18 protein-coding genes are annotated in these 14,803 nt (G+C 70.9%); 14 read left to right on the top strand and 4 right to left on the bottom strand.

From position 1 onward, the window contains the following. The first annotated feature begins 292 nt into the window (after window positions 1–292). From QSK26_RS06590 to QSK26_RS06560, 7 genes are all read left to right on the top strand, one after another. Entirely contained in the window at window positions 293–1,615 is a 1,323-nt protein-coding gene (locus tag QSK26_RS06590; RefSeq protein ID WP_285774062.1) for an L-fuconate dehydratase, read from the top strand. Continuing rightward, complete coding sequence (locus QSK26_RS06585) at window positions 1,612–2,358, top strand: SDR family NAD(P)-dependent oxidoreductase (protein ID WP_285774061.1); 747 nt, start codon at window positions 1,612–1,614, stop codon at window positions 2,356–2,358. The genes QSK26_RS06590 and QSK26_RS06585 overlap by 4 nt, the downstream gene beginning before the upstream one ends. A 72-nt stretch (window positions 2,359–2,430) precedes the next feature. Next, window positions 2,431–3,471 (top strand): sugar ABC transporter substrate-binding protein, encoded by a 1,041-nt coding sequence (locus QSK26_RS06580; protein WP_285774060.1) that lies wholly within the window; start codon window positions 2,431–2,433, stop codon window positions 3,469–3,471. Further along, on the top strand, window positions 3,468–4,964 hold the full coding sequence (locus QSK26_RS06575) for a sugar ABC transporter ATP-binding protein (RefSeq protein ID WP_285774059.1): 1,497 nt from the start codon (window positions 3,468–3,470) through the stop codon (window positions 4,962–4,964). Before QSK26_RS06580 ends, QSK26_RS06575 begins: the two co-directional genes overlap by 4 nt. Then, window positions 4,961–5,962 (top strand): ABC transporter permease, encoded by a 1,002-nt coding sequence (locus QSK26_RS06570; RefSeq protein ID WP_285774058.1) that lies wholly within the window; start codon window positions 4,961–4,963, stop codon window positions 5,960–5,962. The genes QSK26_RS06575 and QSK26_RS06570 overlap by 4 nt, the downstream gene beginning before the upstream one ends. Beyond that, on the top strand, window positions 5,962–6,267 hold the full coding sequence (locus QSK26_RS06565; RefSeq protein WP_285774057.1) for an L-rhamnose mutarotase: 306 nt from the start codon (window positions 5,962–5,964) through the stop codon (window positions 6,265–6,267). Before QSK26_RS06570 ends, QSK26_RS06565 begins: the two co-directional genes overlap by 1 nt. Further along, the gene (locus QSK26_RS06560) at window positions 6,264–7,196 is read left to right on the top strand and encodes an aldo/keto reductase (RefSeq protein WP_285774056.1); all 933 of its coding nucleotides are present in this window, start codon (window positions 6,264–6,266) and stop codon (window positions 7,194–7,196) included. Before QSK26_RS06565 ends, QSK26_RS06560 begins: the two co-directional genes overlap by 4 nt. Window positions 7,197–7,544: 348 nt before the next feature. Here QSK26_RS06560 and QSK26_RS06555 read toward each other — a convergent pair whose 3' ends face one another. Continuing rightward, on the bottom strand, window positions 7,545–8,219 hold the full coding sequence (locus tag QSK26_RS06555) for a FadR/GntR family transcriptional regulator (RefSeq protein WP_285774055.1): 675 nt from the start codon (window positions 8,217–8,219) through the stop codon (window positions 7,545–7,547). A gap of 304 nt (window positions 8,220–8,523) precedes the next feature. After that, window positions 8,524–9,192: a TetR family transcriptional regulator gene (locus tag QSK26_RS06550; protein ID WP_285774054.1), complete on the bottom strand. Its 669-nt coding sequence runs from the start codon at window positions 9,190–9,192 to the stop codon at window positions 8,524–8,526. A 181-nt stretch (window positions 9,193–9,373) separates the two neighbouring features. Between QSK26_RS06550 and QSK26_RS06545 the strand changes: the two genes are divergently transcribed. The 6 genes from QSK26_RS06545 to QSK26_RS06525 all read left to right on the top strand — a co-directional run bounded on the left by QSK26_RS06545 (window position 9,374) and on the right by QSK26_RS06525 (window position 12,289). Continuing rightward, window positions 9,374–10,153: an acyl-CoA dehydrogenase family protein gene (locus tag QSK26_RS06545; RefSeq protein ID WP_285774053.1), complete on the top strand. Its 780-nt coding sequence runs from the start codon at window positions 9,374–9,376 to the stop codon at window positions 10,151–10,153. Next, on the top strand, window positions 10,126–10,515 hold the full coding sequence (locus tag QSK26_RS06540; RefSeq protein WP_502888680.1) for an acyl-CoA dehydrogenase family protein: 390 nt from the start codon (window positions 10,126–10,128) through the stop codon (window positions 10,513–10,515). The genes QSK26_RS06545 and QSK26_RS06540 overlap by 28 nt, the downstream gene beginning before the upstream one ends. Before the next feature lie 85 nt (window positions 10,516–10,600). Further along, a complete protein-coding gene (locus tag QSK26_RS06535) occupies window positions 10,601–11,098 on the top strand; it encodes a Zn-ribbon domain-containing OB-fold protein (RefSeq protein ID WP_285774052.1) in 498 nt (165 codons plus the stop codon). Further along, window positions 11,098–11,520, top strand: a complete 423-nt coding sequence (locus QSK26_RS06530; RefSeq protein ID WP_285774051.1) for a MaoC/PaaZ C-terminal domain-containing protein — start codon at window positions 11,098–11,100, stop codon at window positions 11,518–11,520. The genes QSK26_RS06535 and QSK26_RS06530 overlap by 1 nt, the downstream gene beginning before the upstream one ends. After that, window positions 11,517–11,795 carry a hypothetical protein gene (locus QSK26_RS42085; protein WP_502888676.1) on the top strand — a complete coding sequence of 93 codons (279 nt, stop codon included), beginning with the start codon at window positions 11,517–11,519 and terminating at the stop codon, window positions 11,793–11,795. Before QSK26_RS06530 ends, QSK26_RS42085 begins: the two co-directional genes overlap by 4 nt. Continuing rightward, complete coding sequence (locus tag QSK26_RS06525; RefSeq protein ID WP_502888675.1) at window positions 11,780–12,289, top strand: thiolase C-terminal domain-containing protein; 510 nt, start codon at window positions 11,780–11,782, stop codon at window positions 12,287–12,289. The genes QSK26_RS42085 and QSK26_RS06525 overlap by 16 nt, the downstream gene beginning before the upstream one ends. Window positions 12,290–12,313: 24 nt before the next feature. Here QSK26_RS06525 and QSK26_RS06520 read toward each other — a convergent pair whose 3' ends face one another. Both QSK26_RS06520 and QSK26_RS06515 read right to left on the bottom strand, forming a co-directional pair. Further along, the gene (locus QSK26_RS06520; protein WP_285774050.1) at window positions 12,314–12,964 is read right to left on the bottom strand and encodes a cysteine hydrolase family protein; all 651 of its coding nucleotides are present in this window, start codon (window positions 12,962–12,964) and stop codon (window positions 12,314–12,316) included. A 128-nt stretch (window positions 12,965–13,092) separates the two neighbouring features. Then, window positions 13,093–14,172, bottom strand: a complete 1,080-nt coding sequence (locus tag QSK26_RS06515) for a Gfo/Idh/MocA family protein (RefSeq protein ID WP_285774049.1) — start codon at window positions 14,170–14,172, stop codon at window positions 13,093–13,095. Between the two features lie 208 nt (window positions 14,173–14,380). On the opposite strand from QSK26_RS06515, the gene QSK26_RS06510 reads away from it, so the two are divergent. After that, complete coding sequence (locus QSK26_RS06510; RefSeq protein ID WP_285774048.1) at window positions 14,381–14,803, top strand: RidA family protein; 423 nt, start codon at window positions 14,381–14,383, stop codon at window positions 14,801–14,803.

Here is a 14,803-nt window from a genome sequence, read left to right as displayed (position 1 = left end):
GCATCGAAAGCTCCGATCACGTCAGTCGTTCAGCTCAAGGGGATATCACCGAAACCCATCTGTAACAAGACATTTCATCCGATGTTTGACCGAGTAGTGATAAACCAGATAACGGTCGGATGTAGCTATCCAGGATGTCTTGACATGCCATAGGAGCCTCGATCAGCATCACGAGACAAGACATCCGATGTCTGATCGAAGGATACGGTGTGAAGGTGTTGCGAGTGGGATCGGTCGGCAGTGCCCGGCCGGTGGCGGGGGCCGCCGCTGCCCTCATCGAGGTGGTAGGCGCATGAGCGCTCAGCCGTACGGGCAGGCGGAGGAGAGCGGCTCCTACCGCATCGTGGCGATGGAGACACACGACATCCGCTTCCCCACCTCACGTGAGCTCGACGGGTCGGACGCGATGAACCCCGACCCCGACTACTCCGCCGCCTACGTGATCCTGCGGACCGACGACGGCGCCGAAGGGCACGGTTTCGCCTTCACCATCGGGCGTGGCAACGACGTGCAGACCGCCGCCATCCGGGCCCTGGAGCCCTACATCATCGGCCGCGACGCGGAGGACCTGGGCGCGCGGTACAAGGAACTCGTGTACGACTCGCAGCTGCGCTGGCTCGGCCCGGAGAAGGGCGTCATGCACATGGCGATCTCCGCCGTGGTCAACGCCCTGTGGGACCTCAAGGCCCGGCGTGCCGGCAAGCCGGTGTGGCTGCTGCTGGCCGAGATGACGCCGGAGGAGATCGTCGGCCTGGTCGACTTCCGCTACCTGTCGGACGCGATCACCCCCGAGGACGCCCTGGCCATCCTGCGCAGGGCCGAGCCGGGCCGCCGGGAGCGGATCGAGCACCTCAAGCAGCACGGCTACCCGGCCTACACGACCTCGCCCGGCTGGCTCGGCTACGGCGACGAGAAGCTGCGCCGCCTGTGCGCCGAGGCCATCGCCGACGGTTTCACCCAGATCAAGCTGAAGGTCGGCGCCGACCTCGACGACGACATCCGCAGGATGCGGATCGCCCGCGAGGAGTGCGGCCCCGGCTTCCCGATCGCGATCGACGCCAACCAGCGGTGGGACGTCGACACCGCCATCGCCTGGGTCAACGCGCTGGCCGAGTTCGACCCGTGGTGGGTCGAGGAGCCGACCAGCCCGGACGACGTGCTCGGCCACGCCGCCATCGCCAGCGCGATCGCGCCGATCAAGGTCGCCACCGGTGAGCACGTGCAGAACCGCATGATCTTCAAGCAGATGCTCCAGGCCGGTTCGCTCAGCTACCTGCAGATCGACGCGGCCCGGGTCGGCGGCGTCAACGAGAACATCGCGATCCTGCTGCTCGCCGCGAAGTTCGGCGTGCCGGTCTGCCCGCACGCCGGCGGCGTGGGGCTGTGCGAGCTGGTGCAGCATCTGTCCATGTTCGACTTCGTCGCGGTGAGCGGCTCGATGGACAATCGCGTGATCGAGTACGTCGACCACCTCCACGAGCACTTCGCCGACCCCGTGGAGATCAAGAACGGCGCCTACGTCGCGCCGCTCGCCCCCGGCTTCGGCGCCGCCATGCGCCCGGAGTCGATCGCCGAGTACACCTTCCCCGACGGACCCGCCTGGAGGAGCGAATGAGCGAGTTCACCGGACTCAAAGCCCTCGTCACCGGTGGGGGCTCCGGCATCGGGCTGGCCGCGGCGACGGTGCTCGCCGACCGCGGCGCCCACGTCGCCTGCCTCGACCTGAAGCCGCCGGGGGAGCCCTTCGTGGGCGTGCAGGCCGACGTGACCGACGACGCCTCGGTACGACGGGCGGTGGCCGAGGCCGCCGAGCGCCTGGGGGGCATCGACATCGTGGTCAACAACGCCGGCATCGGCGCGGCCGGCACGGTGGAGGCCAACTCCGACGAGGAGTGGCACCGGGTCTTCGACGTCAACGTCGTCGGCATGGTCCGGGTGGCCAGGGCCGCCCTGCCGTACCTGCGCTCCTCCCAGCATGCCGTGATCGTCAACACCTGTTCGATCGCGGCCACCGCCGGCCTGCCCGACCGGGCGCTCTACAGCGCGACCAAGGGCGCGGTGCTGTCGCTCACCCTCGCGATGGCCGCCGACCACGTCCGTGAGGGCATCCGGGTCAACTGCGTGAACCCGGGCACCGCGGACACCCCGTGGATCGGGCGACTGCTCGACGCCGCGACCGACCCTTCGGCGGAACGCGCCGCGCTGAACGCGCGCCAGCCGATGGGCCGCCTGGTCTCGGCCGACGAGGTGGCCGCTGCCATCGCCTACCTCGCGAGCCCGCTCGCCTCCGCCACCACGGGCACCTCGCTCGCGGTGGACGGCGGCATGCAGGGGCTGCGGTTGCGCCCGACGTCCTGACCGGCGATCTTCGGCCTGGGCGGCCGCCTGGCCGTCATCACCCCCCTGAAATATGTTGAATCGAGGCGAAAGATGAAGATCGGACCAGCAGCGGCCGTGGCCGCGCTCGCCCTGGCATTGGTTGCATGCGGCACCACGAACGACAGTGCCACCACGACCCCCGGGGCGTCCGGAGCCGCGGGCGGGAAGGTCGGCATCGACTTCCCGCGCGCCGACTCCGACTTCTGGAACTCCTACAACAAGTACGTCCCCCAGATGGCCACGGAGCTCGGGGTCGACCTGATGCCGCCGACCAACTCCCAGAACGACGTGGCCAAGCTGGTCGCCAACACCCAGGCCCTCACCAGCCAGGGCGCCAAGGCGATCGTCATGGCCCCGCAGGACACCGGCGCGATCGCCTCCACGCTCCAGCAGCTGGAGAACAAGAAGATCCCGGTGGTGACCGTGGACACCCGCCCGGACAAGGGCAAGGTGTACATGGTGGTCCGCGCCGACAACAAGGCGTACGGCACCAAGGCCTGCGAGTTCCTCGGCGAGAAGCTGGGCGGCAAGGGCAAGGTCGTCGAGCTCATGGGCGCGCTGTCCTCGATCAACGGGCGGGACCGGGCCGAGGCGTTCCGCGAGTGCATGTCGACGAAGTTCCCCGACATCCAGATCTTCGAGGAGCCGACGGAGTGGGAGGGCACCAAGGCCGCCTCCATGCTCCAGACGCGCCTTGAGCAGCACCCCGACATCAAGGGCATCTACATGCACGCGGGCGGCGTCCACCTGGCGCCGACCCTCCAGGTGCTCAAGGCCAAGGGTCTGCTGGTCAAGCCGGAGGACCCGAAGCACGTGTTCGTGGTGTCCAACGACGGCATCCCGCAGGAGTTCGAGGCGATCCGCAACGGCGAGATCGACGCGACCGTCTCCCAGCCCGCCGACCTCTACGCGAAGTGGGCGCTCTTCTACGCCAAGGCCGCCGTGGAGGGCAAGACCTTCCAGCCCGGCCCGACCGACCACGACAGCACGATCATCCAGCTCCCCAACGGTCTGGAGGACCAGCTCCCCGCTCCGCTGGTCACCAAGGAGAACGTGGACGATCCCAACCTCTGGGGTAACCAGGTCAAATGAGCACTCGGACCGCTGTCGAGGCCAGGAGCGTCACCAAGCGTTTCGGCCCGACGATCGCGCTCAACTCGGCCGGCATCGCCATCGCCGAGGGGGAGACCCACGCGCTGGTCGGCAGGAACGGCGCAGGCAAGTCGACGTTGGTATCGATCCTGACCGGGTTGCAACGACCCGACGAGGGAGAGGTGCTCTTCGGCGGCGAGCCCGCCCCGCCGCTGCCGGATCGCGACGCCTGGCGGCGGCGGGTCGCGTGCGTCTACCAGAAGTCCACGATCATCCCGACGCTCACCGTCGCGGAGAACCTCTTCCTCAACCGGCAGTCAGAGGGCGGCCCCATCCGCTGGGGCGCCCTCCGGGCCCGGGCGAGGCAGCTCCTGGAGCAGTACGGCGTCGCGGTGGACGCCGAGGCGCTCGCCGGCGACCTCGGCGTGGAACAGCGCCAGCTCGTCGAGATCGCCAGGGCGCTGTCCTTCGGGGCGCGGTTCATCATCCTGGACGAGCCCACCGCCCAGCTCGACGGCCCGGCCATCGAGCGGCTGTTCGACCGCATGCGCGCCCTGCGCGAGCAGGGCGTCACCATGATGTTCATCTCCCACCATCTCGACGAGGTCTACGAGATCTGCCAGAGCGTCACGGTCTTCCGTGACGCCCGGCACGTCGTGACCAGCACGGTCGCCGACCTGCCGCAGGACGAGCTGGTGGCCGCGATGACCGGCGAGGCCACCGCCGCCTTTCAGGCGAGGGCCCGCAAGACCGGCGGCGCGGACACCGCACCGGTGCTCTCCGTGCGCGGGCTCGGGCTGGCCGACCGGTACCACGACATCGACCTCACCGTCCGCCCCGGCGAGATCGTCGGCCTGGCCGGGTCGGGCAGCTCCGGCAAGGTCAGCCTGGCCGAGAGCCTGGTCGGCCTGCGCAAGGCCGACACCGGCACCGTGGCCATCAAGGGCAAGGAGGTCCGGCAGGGCGACGTGCCCTCGGCCCTGCGCGCCGGCCTCGGCTTCGTCCCCCAGGACCGGCACCACGAGGGCTTCGTCTCGATGCTGTCGATCGCGGAGAACGCGACCCTCCCGATCGCGCACAAGCTCGGCCGCTTCGGCACGGTGTCCCCGGCCAGGCGGCGGGAGCGCGGCGCCCAGATGATCGCCGATCTCGACATCAAGACCACCGGCCCCGACCAGCCGGTGGGCGACCTGTCCGGAGGCAACGCCCAGAAGGTCGTCATGGCCAGGGCGCTGTCCGACGACCCGGCCGTGCTCGTCGTGATCAACCCGACCGCGGGCGTGGACGTGAAGGCCAAGCAGTCGCTGCTGGGCGCGGTGGAGGACGCCGCCGAACGCGGCGCGGGAGCCGTACTCGTCTCCGACGAGGCGGAGGACCTGCGGATCTGTGACCGCGTGCTGGTGATGTTCCACGGCAGGGTGGTCAGGGACCTGCCCCGGGGCTGGACCGTGCAGGAACTCGTGGCAGTAATGGAAGGTATCGATCATCAATGACCACGCAGACCGCGACGGCCACGACGAGTGGGAGCCGGTTCCGGCTCGGTAGGTTCCGCGACCTCACACTGGTCCCCGTCATCATCGTGCTGCTGGTGGCGGGCGCGCTCGTGGACCCGGTGTTCCTCACCCCGAGCAACCTCACCAACGTGCTCCAGCAGCAGTCGGCCCTCGCCCTGGTCGTGCTCGCCGAGACGCTCATCCTGATCGCCGGCAAGTTCGACCTGTCGCTGGAGTCGACCGTGGGCGCCGCGCCCGCGCTGGCCGTCATGCTGGTGATCCCGGTGTCCGCGGGCGGATTCGGGTTCGGGGTGCCCGGCGTGCTCGCCATCCCGCTCTGCCTGCTGATCGGGGCCGCGCTCGGCGCCTTCAACGGGTTCCTCATCCTGCGCTTCCAGCTCTCGGCGTTCGTCGTCACGCTGGCCATGCTCATCGTGGTGCGCGGGCTCCAGCTCGGCTTCACCGGCGGCAGCAGCCTGTTCGAGCTGCCCGAGTCGTTCCTCTACCTGGGCAGCGCGACGTTCATCGGCGTTCCGGTGGCGATCTGGATCACCGCCGTGCTCTTCCTGGTGGGCATCCTGACGCTGCGCTACTTCCGGCACGGCCGCGCGCTCTACGCGATCGGCGGCAACGCCGACGCGGCGCGGGCGGCGGGCGTCCGGGTGGAGCGGGTCGTGTGGGCCGTGTTCATCATCGGCGGCATCCTCGCCGCGCTGGCCGGCCTCCTGGAGACCGGGCGGCTCGGCGGCATCAGCGCCAACCAGGGCGACGGCTGGATCTTCATGGTGTTCGCCGCGGCGGTCATCGGCGGCGTCAGCATGGACGGCGGCAAGGGCACGATCCTGGGCGCGCTCACCGGTGTGCTCGTGATCGGCCTCGTCGAGAACATCCTCACCCTGCAGGGCGTGCCCGGCGAGTGGAAGCAGCTCGTCTACGGCGCGATCATCCTGGTCGCGCTGATGATCAGTCGGGTCGCCGGTGGAAAGGCACAGGACTGATGCAGCGGGTCGCCCTGCACACCAGGCTCAGGCCCGGCGCCGAGGAGGTCTATGAAGCCGAGCACGCCGTCATCCCCGCCGATCTCGAAGCCGAGATGCGGGAGTACGGCGTGCACAGCTGGCGGATCTGGCGTGCCGGCCTGGACCTGTTCCACCTGGTGGAGGTGGACGACTACGCCGAGCTTCAGCGCAGGCTCGGCGGCAGCGCCGCCAACCAGGCATGGCAGCGGCAGATGAACCGGCTGCTGGACGCCGACTTCGATCCCGGCGCCGGCGGCCTGGGGCTGGTATGGGAGATGACGTGATCGAGCTTCCGGCCTACGGGTTCGGCGCCGCGCCCATCGGCAACCTCTTCACCGCGGTGAGCGACGAGCAGGCCAGGGCGGCGGTGGACGCGGCCTGGGCGGCCGGCGTGCGGTTGTACGACACCGCGCCGCACTACGGCCTCGGCCTGTCCGAGCGGCGTCTCGGCGCGGCGCTGCGCGACCGGCCCCGCGACTCCTACGTGCTGTCCACCAAGGTGGGCAGGCTGCTCGTGCCCGACGACCGCGGCGGGCGCGACGACCAGGGCTTCGACGTGCCGGCGACCACCCGCAGGGAGTGGGACTTCTCCGCGGCCGGCGTGCGCAGGTCGCTGGAGGAGAGCCTGGAACGGCTCGGCCTGGACTCGGTGGATGTCGCGTTGCTCCACGACCCGGACGACCACTGGAAGCAGGCCGTCGAGGAGGCGTACCCGGCCCTCGCCGAGCTGCGCGACCAGGGCGTGATCAAGGCGGTCGGCGTCGGCATGAACCAGTGGCGGATGCTGTCCGGGTTCGTCAGGGAGACCGGGGTAGACGTCATACTGCTGGCCGGGCGGTACACGCTGCTCGACCAGTCGGCGCTGGCCGAGCTGCTGCCTTTGTGCGCGGAGCGCGGTGTGTCGGTGCTGGCCGGCGGCGTGTTCAACAGCGGCGTGCTCGCCACCCACGAGCCGGGGGGCACCTTCGACTACGCGCCGGCGCCCACGCCGATCGTGCAGCGGGCCCGCCGGATCGCCGCCGTGTGCGAGCGGCACGGCGTGACGCTGCCGCAGGCGGCGATGGCCTTCCCGTTGCGGCACCCGGCCGTCGCCTCGATCGTGGTCGGCACCCGCTCGGCCGAGGAGGTCGGCCGCAACGTCAGCCTGCTGGCCGACCCGGTCCCCGCCGAACTGTGGCCCGACCTCGCCGCCGAGGGCCTGATCCCGGCCTGACCACACCCCCCGGGGTCCCGTACGGCGCCGCCGTACGGGACTTCTGGCGTCCCGCCGACGGGTGGCTCTACATCGGTGGTGCGCTCCGGCAGCGCTCTGAGCCGCACGACCGGACACGCACCTGGGAGCAGGTGGTTTCCGGCCGTGCGGTGTTCCCCTCGCCAAGCTCGTGGGGGTGCCACGGGCTGGATTGACCATAACTGTGCATTGCGGTCGATCGATATCGGGGACAATGCCTATTTCAATCGATCCAAAACGCGGGGTGCGGCCCGGGGAGCACCATGAGCGTTCCTTTTCGGTCAGCGCTCACGGTGCCCGGTCGCTTCCGCCAGGCGTGGATCGCCGGGGTCAGGCGAGTGCGCGGCGGAGCCAGTCCTCGACGCCCGCGACGTGCACGGTGGCCCAGGCCCTGGCGACCTCGGGCTGCCGGGCGGCGATGGCGTCGCAGATCGCGACGTGCTGCTCGACGGTCTTCTCCAGCGCGCCCTCCTGGGTGAGCCCGCGCCAGATCCGCGCCCGCGTCGTCGGGCCGGACAGGCTCTCGATGAGCGAGGAGAGCACCGTGTTGCCGGCCCCGCTCGCGATGCGCTGGTGGAACTCCAGATCGTTGGCGACCAGCTCTTCCACGCTGGGCCGCTCGGGCAGCGCGGTGAGGATCTTACGCAGGTCGGCGATGTCGTCGTCGCTCATGTAGGTGGCGGCGAGGGCCGTCGCCGCGGGCTCCAGGATCCGCCTGACCTGGAAGAACTCCAGCACGGTGTCGTCACGGTGGAAGTCGACGACGAAGGACATCGCGTCGAGCAGGAGCTGTGGCTCCAGGCTGGTGACGTAGGTGCCGTCGCCCTGGCGCACGTCGAGCACGTGGATCAGGGCGAGCGCGCGCACGGCTTCGCGCAGCGAGTTGCGGGACAGGCCGAGCCGCTCGGCCAGGTCGGCCTCCTTGGGGAGGCGGTCGCCGGGTGAGAGTTCCCCCGACAGGATCATCTGCTTGATCTTGTCGATCGCCGCATCGGTCACCGCCACAGACCCACCACCCTCATCCCGCCGGATACATCCGATGTCTAGTGTAAAGGTCCTATGTCATAGAGCGAGGGCTTGTGCCTGGATCCGTTCGATGATCGTAGCGGTGGCCAGGGCGCCCCTCGCGCACATGGCGATACCGGGCCGTCCAGGCCGGCGTGCAGCCAGGCGTACCTGCCGACGTGGCCGCCCTCGTCGCTCCAGAACGTCGCTCTAGTCCCGGATCCGAATGTAACGCGTTCTACCTGGCTTGACGGGATCGCCGGAACGTCGGGGAAGCGATTTCGAGGGGATTTCCGGGCGGCGGTCAGTCGAAGTCGGCGAGGAGGCGGCCGGCGGCGATCTCCAGGCGCCGCTGGACCTGCTCGTGCGTGCGCCTGCCGCGCAGCATTTCGAGCAGCTCCTGCACCCAGACGGCGGACAGCGACCCGGCCAGCGCGAGCCGCTCCTCGGTCGGCGGCGCGGGCGTGGAGACGCGCAGCAGCAGCCCCGCCATCCGCTCGCCGAACGGCGCCTCGACGTCGGCCAGGATCAGCGAGCGGATCAGCGCGTCGGCCAGCTCGGGCTCGCGCATCAGGCCGCGGGTGGCGCGCATCAGCACGTCCACCGAGCGGCCCGCCGCCGTCTCCGCGCTCGGCGGGCGGCGCTCGATGCTGCTCTCCAGCAGGTCGATCTCCTCGCCGACGACCGCGACCACGAGGTCCATCTTGGAAGGGAAGTAGCGGTAGAGGGTGCCCAGGGCGACGCCCGCCCGCTCGGCGACCGTGCGCATCTGCATCGCCTCGACGCCGCCGCGCGAGGCCAGCGCGGCGGCGGCCTGCACGATCCTCCTGCGCCGCAGGTGCTGGCTGCGGGAGCGGACCCCGGCGCCGGCGGGCGCGGCGGGGGCCGGCTCGGGGTCCACGGCGACGGGGCGGGCGGGGGTGGACCGGTGCGGGCCGTCTGGCGCCGGGGCGGTCACATGCGAGATGCGCATAAGAACACGTTATCTGATTCGCCTGTTAAGTGACGGGTTACCGGCGGGTACCGCGGAACGGCGTATTTCGTGTTACGTCCAGATGTCACGACGCCCCTTCCGTACCTGCTCTGGACAATGAATGAAATCTGTTCTAGTTCGCCATTTCGGCGTACCAAGCAATCGCTCGGTTGAAGTGTTGGTGGATTTCGACCTCGACGCGACGCAACGGGATCTCCAGGGCCTCGCCGCCGACGTGCTCGGCAAGGAGGCCCGTCAGGACCGGATCGAGGAGCACGAGCGCGGCGGCGGGCCGTACGCGCAGGGCATGTGGGCGGCGATGGCGCGGGCCGGGCTGCTCGGGGCGTGCCTGCCGGTGGAGGCGGGCGGCGCCGGGCTCGGGCCGGTGGAGCTGGCGGTGCTGCTGCGCGAGACCGGCGCGCGCGTCGCGCCGGTGCCCGCGCTGCACGCCCTGACCGCCGCCCTCGCCGTCGCCAGGTACGGCTCGCGCCGGCAGCGGGAGGCGCTGGCCCCGCTGGCCGCGGGCGAGACCGTGCTCACCGTCGCGCTGCGCGAACCGGGAGCCGCCCTCGCCGCCGCGCCCGGCACCACGGCCCGGCCGGACGGCGGCGGGTGGCTGCTCGACGGGCGCAAGACCATGGTGTCCTACGCCGCGCAGGCGTCCCGGATCCTGGTGCCCGCGCGCGAAGGGCTGTTCCTGGTGGACGGCGCCGCGGTGACCACCCGGCCGGAGCACACCTCCACCGGCGAACCCGCGGCCACCGTCACCCTGGAAGCCACGCCCGCCGAGCGGGTCGGCGGCCCGGAGGCCGTGGCCGGGCTGCGCTCCCTCGCGCTCGCCGGGATCGCCGCCACCGTCTCCGGCGTCCTCGCCGGGGCGCTCGGCCTCACCACGGAGCACCTCAGGACGCGCCGGCAGTTCGGCGCGACGAGCTGCGCGAGTACTTCCAGGCGTGCCTGACCGGCGAGGACCGGGCGGAGATCGACCGCGACCCGTTCGGCCCCGCGTACATGGAGCACTGCCGCAGGCTCGGCCGGGACGGGAAGCTCGGGCTCGGCTGGCCCGGGGAGTACGGCGGAGGCGGCTACGGCCCGATCGGACAGCAGGTGTTCGCCAACGAGATCGCCCGCGCCGGGGCGCCCTACCCGATCATCACGGTGCAGACGGTCGGCCCCACCCTCATGCAGTACGGCACGCCGGAGCAGAAGGAGTTCTTCCTGCCGCGCATCCTCGCCGGGGAGTGCCACTTCGTGATCGGCTCGCCGACCGCGCCGAGCGCCCGACTGCGAGCAGACCTACCGCCGTTACCTGCGGCTGGGTGAACGGCTGGTGCCTGTCACGGAGTTGACAGGATTCAACGGGCCGAAGCGGACGAAACTGGGCGAAGGATATTTCGTCACCTGGCGCGTGACGTGGCACTCATCGGAGGAATGGGTGGCCCGGATGCTGTTCCGGGTGCTGAAGTTTCGCCCGGGGGAGGGGATATCCCCGCCCGAGGGGCCCAAGGCGCATCCCCCGACGCCGACGGCCGGCCGGGACGAGGAGTACTTCTGGGAAGGTGTCCGCAGGGGCGAGCTCCGCATCCAGCGGTGCGGCTCGTGTGGTGAGCTCCGGCACCCGCCGGGGCCGCTCTGTCCCACGTGCCGGTCGACGGAACGCACCCATGTCGCGGCCTCCGGTGAAGGGGTGGTGTTCAGCTACGTGGTGCACCACCACCCGCCGGTACCGGGACGTGAGACGCCGTTCGCGGTCGCCGTGGTGGAACTGCCGGAAGGGGTACGGATCGTGGGCAACGTGGTGGACTGCCGACCTGACGACGTGTGGATCGGCATGCCGTTACGTGTGACGTTTCGCCGGGCGGACGACGGCCCGGTCCGGCCGATGTGGGCGCCCCGGGAGTCATGATGAGGACGCTTTCCGAAGGCGTGACCGCGGTCGGCGCGGAGCTCCCCGAGCTGCGCCTGGAGCTCACGCCCACGCTGATCATCTCCACCGCGATCGCCACGATCGACTTCACCCCCGTCCACCACGACGTCGCCAGGGCGCGGGCGCAGGGGGCGGCGGACATCTTCCTCAACATCCTCACCACCATGGGACTGGTCGAGCGCTACGTCACCGACTGGGCCGGGCCGGAGGCGATGATCTGCGCGATCAACGTCAAGCTCGGCGTCCCCGCCTACGCGGGGGACACCCTCGTCTTCAGCGGCACCGTGGTGGCCGAGGACGACGGCGAGTGCACCGTCGAGGTGCGCGGCCGGGTCAGCCTCGGCGACCACGCCCTCGGCACCGTCCGCTTCCGGCCGCCCGGGCCCGAGGGCGCCGGATGACCCCCGGGAGTGCCATCGCGGGCATCGGCGCCACCGAGTTCTCCAAGCGGTCGGGCCGCTCGGAGCTGCGGCTCGCCGCCGAGGCGGTGCTCGCCGCGCTGGAGGACGCCGGGCCGGCGCGCCTTCAACGAGCGCTCCGGCCTGCGGTTCGGCCGGCCCGCCTCGCCGCCGGGCCCGGAGACTCGCCGAGCACCAGGCGTCCCGGTGGATCGTCGAGCCGCTGCACCTGCTCGACTGCTGCCAGGAGAGCGACGGCGCGGTGGCCGTGGTGGTGACCTCCGCCGAGCGGGCCCGCGACCTGCGCCGGCCGCCCGCGCTGGTCCGCGCCGCTGTGCAGGGTTCCGGCGCCGGCCAGATGATGATGACCAGCTACTACCGAGACGACATGACCGGCTTACCGGAAATGTCGGTGGTTGGGCGGTCTTTGTGGGAAAAGTCGGGGTTGGTGGCTGGGGATATCGAAGTGGCCATTCTGTACGACCACTTCACCCCGTTCGTCCTCGTCCAGCTTGAGGAGCTCGGCTTCTGCGGGCGCGGCGAGGCCAAGGACTTCGTCGCCGACGGCGGCATCGAGCTCGACGGCCGCCTCCCCGTCAACCCGCACGGCGGCCAGCTCGGCGAAGCCTACGTACACGGCATGAACGGCATCACCGAAGCCGTACGCCAGCTCCGCGGCACCGCCGCCAACCAGCTTCCCGCCCCCCGGACCGCCCTCGTCACCGCCGGCACCGGCGTCCCCACCAGCGCCCTCATCCTCACCACCGGGTGACGGCGAGAAGGCGGCCGTCCCGGCTCACCCGGCCATGCGATCGACCGCCTCCTTGGTCGAGGGCACCGCATGGGCGAGGAACCGGTAGTTGACGATGGCCGCCTGGTAGCCGTCACCCCAGTCCGGGTGCCGGGGTCCGGCGGTCGCGTCCCTGACGACCGCGACCTCGAAGCCGTCCTCCAGGAAGCCGCGCAGGTGGGACTCGACGCACAGGTTCGCCAGCATGCCGCCGAGGATGATCTTCTGAATCGCGCGCTTGCGCAGTTGCAGGACCAGATCGTTGCTCTGCGGACCGAACACCTTGTGCGGGCCGGCGACGATCGTCCTGCCGTCCTCAATGTAGGGCTTGAAGCGGTCCAGCCAGTCCGCGCCGGAGCCGGGAAAACCGGTCAGGTCCAGCGGGCCCTTCCGCGCGAAGGTGCGCGTCCTGAACTCCTCGGTCTCCAGCGGCCCGTTGAACATCCAGCTGTCGTCGGCCGGGTAGAAGTAGTGGGGCGATATGAAGACGTGGTAGCCCCGCTGCTTGGCGGCCCTGAAGATGCGCTCCATGTTCTCCACGGTGCCGTTCTCAGTCACGCTGGCGCCCACGGCCGCCCAGCTTGACCCGGTTTCGCTCAGCACGTCGTTCTGCGGGTCGATGAACACGACCGCGGTGTCGGTGTTCTGGAATCGCATCGCCCTCTGCCCCCTCACCGTTCCCCGAGTCGCCCGGAACGGCACCGCGCCGACCCGGGCGCCTCTGCACGGTCAACTGACAGAGCTACCCGGGTCGGTCACCGCCATGCTCGCGACGACCGCGGCGGTCAGGAGGCCCAGGGCTCGCGGACGGTGGTCACGGGTGTGCCGGCGGCCTGGGAGTCGAGGATGGCCAGGCTGAGGAGGTGGTCCTGGCAGGCTTCCGCGAGGGGATAGGGGGCGGGGGCCTCGCCGCGGCACCAGGCGGTCATCTGGCACAGCAGCGCGACGACGGCGATGTCGTCGTCGGAGAACCCGCGGAACTCGTTGCGATGCACCACCCGCCCCTCGAAGCTGATGTGGTCCAGCCCGGCCCCTTCGAGGTTGAGGTCGATCCCGGTCTGCCGCCGGACGAGGTGCGACTCCACCGCGCTCGTCGCGTCGGCCAGCCGTACGACGCGGTCGTCCACGATCTCGCCCAGCGAGCCGCGGATCACGATGCGGCGGGCGCGCAGCGGGTTCCACCACTGGTTGTCGGTGAAGTCGTACAGGCCGGTTTTCCCGGCGAAGTCCAGGGTGGCGATGGTGGTGACGGCGTCCTTGGGGGTGGTGTCGCCGGTCCAGCCCTCCCGGTTGAGCGGGTCGGCCAGCGGGGCGGTGAAGGATCGCGCGGAGACCGTGGCCTCCGCGAAGCCGGCGCCGAGCAGGTGCCGGATGAGCGAGGTGGCGTGGTAGAGGTGCGTCGAGGAGACCTGCACGGAGGTCACCTCGCCGATCACGCCCTCGCGGACCAGGGCCAGCCGCGCCGCGTGCCCCGGCATGAGCAGGTACTGCTCCGCCACCTGGACCAGCCCGCTGTCGCCGACGGCGGCCCACAGCTCGCGCAGCCCCTCCGCGTCCGGCGCGGGCGGCGTCTCGGCCAGCACGGGCACGCCGAGGCCGGCGAGTTCCTCGGTCACCGCCGGGGTGACCTCCCACGGCACCGACACGATGACGAACTCGGGGCGTTCCGCCGCGAGCATCTCTCCGACGGTCCGGAAGCTCGGCACCCCCCAGGCGGCCTCCACCTCGGCCCCCCGCTCGGCGGACCGGGTCACCACGCCGGAGACGGACAGCCGCTCGGGCAGTTGCCGCGCCAGCCGTACGAAGAACTCCGACCGCCATCCGCTTCCGACCAGGCCGAAACGGCCCGCCTGCTGTGCACCCACGATGATCGCCCCTTCGTGTGACCGCTCGACGCTCACTTCTACCATTCGCGACGAACCGGCACAGAACCCCCGGGCGTTCGTGTTCCTGCCCGGCATCCCGGGACACATCCGAGGGCGCCGGGTGGGCCGGTCCGGGGGCTGATCGACCCCGCGCGTAGGCTCGGCCGAAACGCCGCCGGGCAGTGTGCGGAGCCCGGCGCGGGGAGGGATGGGGAAGATGGTTCGCCGCTGGAGTCCGGCCGGGATCGGGGCGCCGGTCGGGCAGTACAGTCACCTGGCCGCCGCGCCCGCCGGCGCGGACCTGCTGTTCGTCTCCGGCCAGGTCGGCACGCTGGCCGACGGTTCCTTCGCCGGGACCGACGCGTACGCGCAGACCCGGCAGATCTTCGCGAACCTCGCCGCCCTGCTCGCCTCCGCAGGTTCGGGACCGGAGCACCTGGTCAAGCTCTTCACCATGGTGGCGGGCGCGGACCACCTCGCGGGCTGCCGCGCCGCGCGCGCCGAGGCGTTCGCCGGGTGGTTCCCCGGCGGCGACTGGCCGGCGCACTCCCTGATCGTGGTCAGCGCGCTCGCCTCCCCCGAGATCCTCGTCGAGGTCGAGGCCGTCGCGCTCGTCCCCGCCGCCGGATGA

Source organism: Microtetraspora sp. NBRC 13810 (genome assembly GCF_030268685.1).
Taxonomy (GTDB): domain Bacteria; phylum Actinomycetota; class Actinomycetes; order Streptosporangiales; family Streptosporangiaceae; genus BSRQ01.
Note: the sequence above shows the minus strand (reverse complement) of the source record. Positions and strands in the feature narration are given on the sequence as shown.

Coding starts and splice junctions, on each gene's coding strand:
- QSK26_RS06550 (WP_285774054.1), bottom strand. CDS start 9,192: ATGCGCATCTCGCATGTGACCGCCCCGGCGCCAGACGGCCCGCACCGG.
- QSK26_RS06565 (WP_285774057.1), top strand. CDS start 5,962: ATGCAGCGGGTCGCCCTGCACACCAGGCTCAGGCCCGGCGCCGAGGAG.
- QSK26_RS06585 (WP_285774061.1), top strand. CDS start 1,612: ATGAGCGAGTTCACCGGACTCAAAGCCCTCGTCACCGGTGGGGGCTCC.
- QSK26_RS06570 (WP_285774058.1), top strand. CDS start 4,961: ATGACCACGCAGACCGCGACGGCCACGACGAGTGGGAGCCGGTTCCGG.
- QSK26_RS06575 (WP_285774059.1), top strand. CDS start 3,468: ATGAGCACTCGGACCGCTGTCGAGGCCAGGAGCGTCACCAAGCGTTTC.
- QSK26_RS42085 (WP_502888676.1), top strand. CDS start 11,517: ATGACCCCCGGGAGTGCCATCGCGGGCATCGGCGCCACCGAGTTCTCC.
- QSK26_RS06510 (WP_285774048.1), top strand. CDS start 14,381: ATGGGGAAGATGGTTCGCCGCTGGAGTCCGGCCGGGATCGGGGCGCCG.
- QSK26_RS06520 (WP_285774050.1), bottom strand. CDS start 12,964: ATGCGATTCCAGAACACCGACACCGCGGTCGTGTTCATCGACCCGCAG.
- QSK26_RS06590 (WP_285774062.1), top strand. CDS start 293: ATGAGCGCTCAGCCGTACGGGCAGGCGGAGGAGAGCGGCTCCTACCGC.
- QSK26_RS06580 (WP_285774060.1), top strand. CDS start 2,431: ATGAAGATCGGACCAGCAGCGGCCGTGGCCGCGCTCGCCCTGGCATTG.
- QSK26_RS06530 (WP_285774051.1), top strand. CDS start 11,098: ATGAGGACGCTTTCCGAAGGCGTGACCGCGGTCGGCGCGGAGCTCCCC.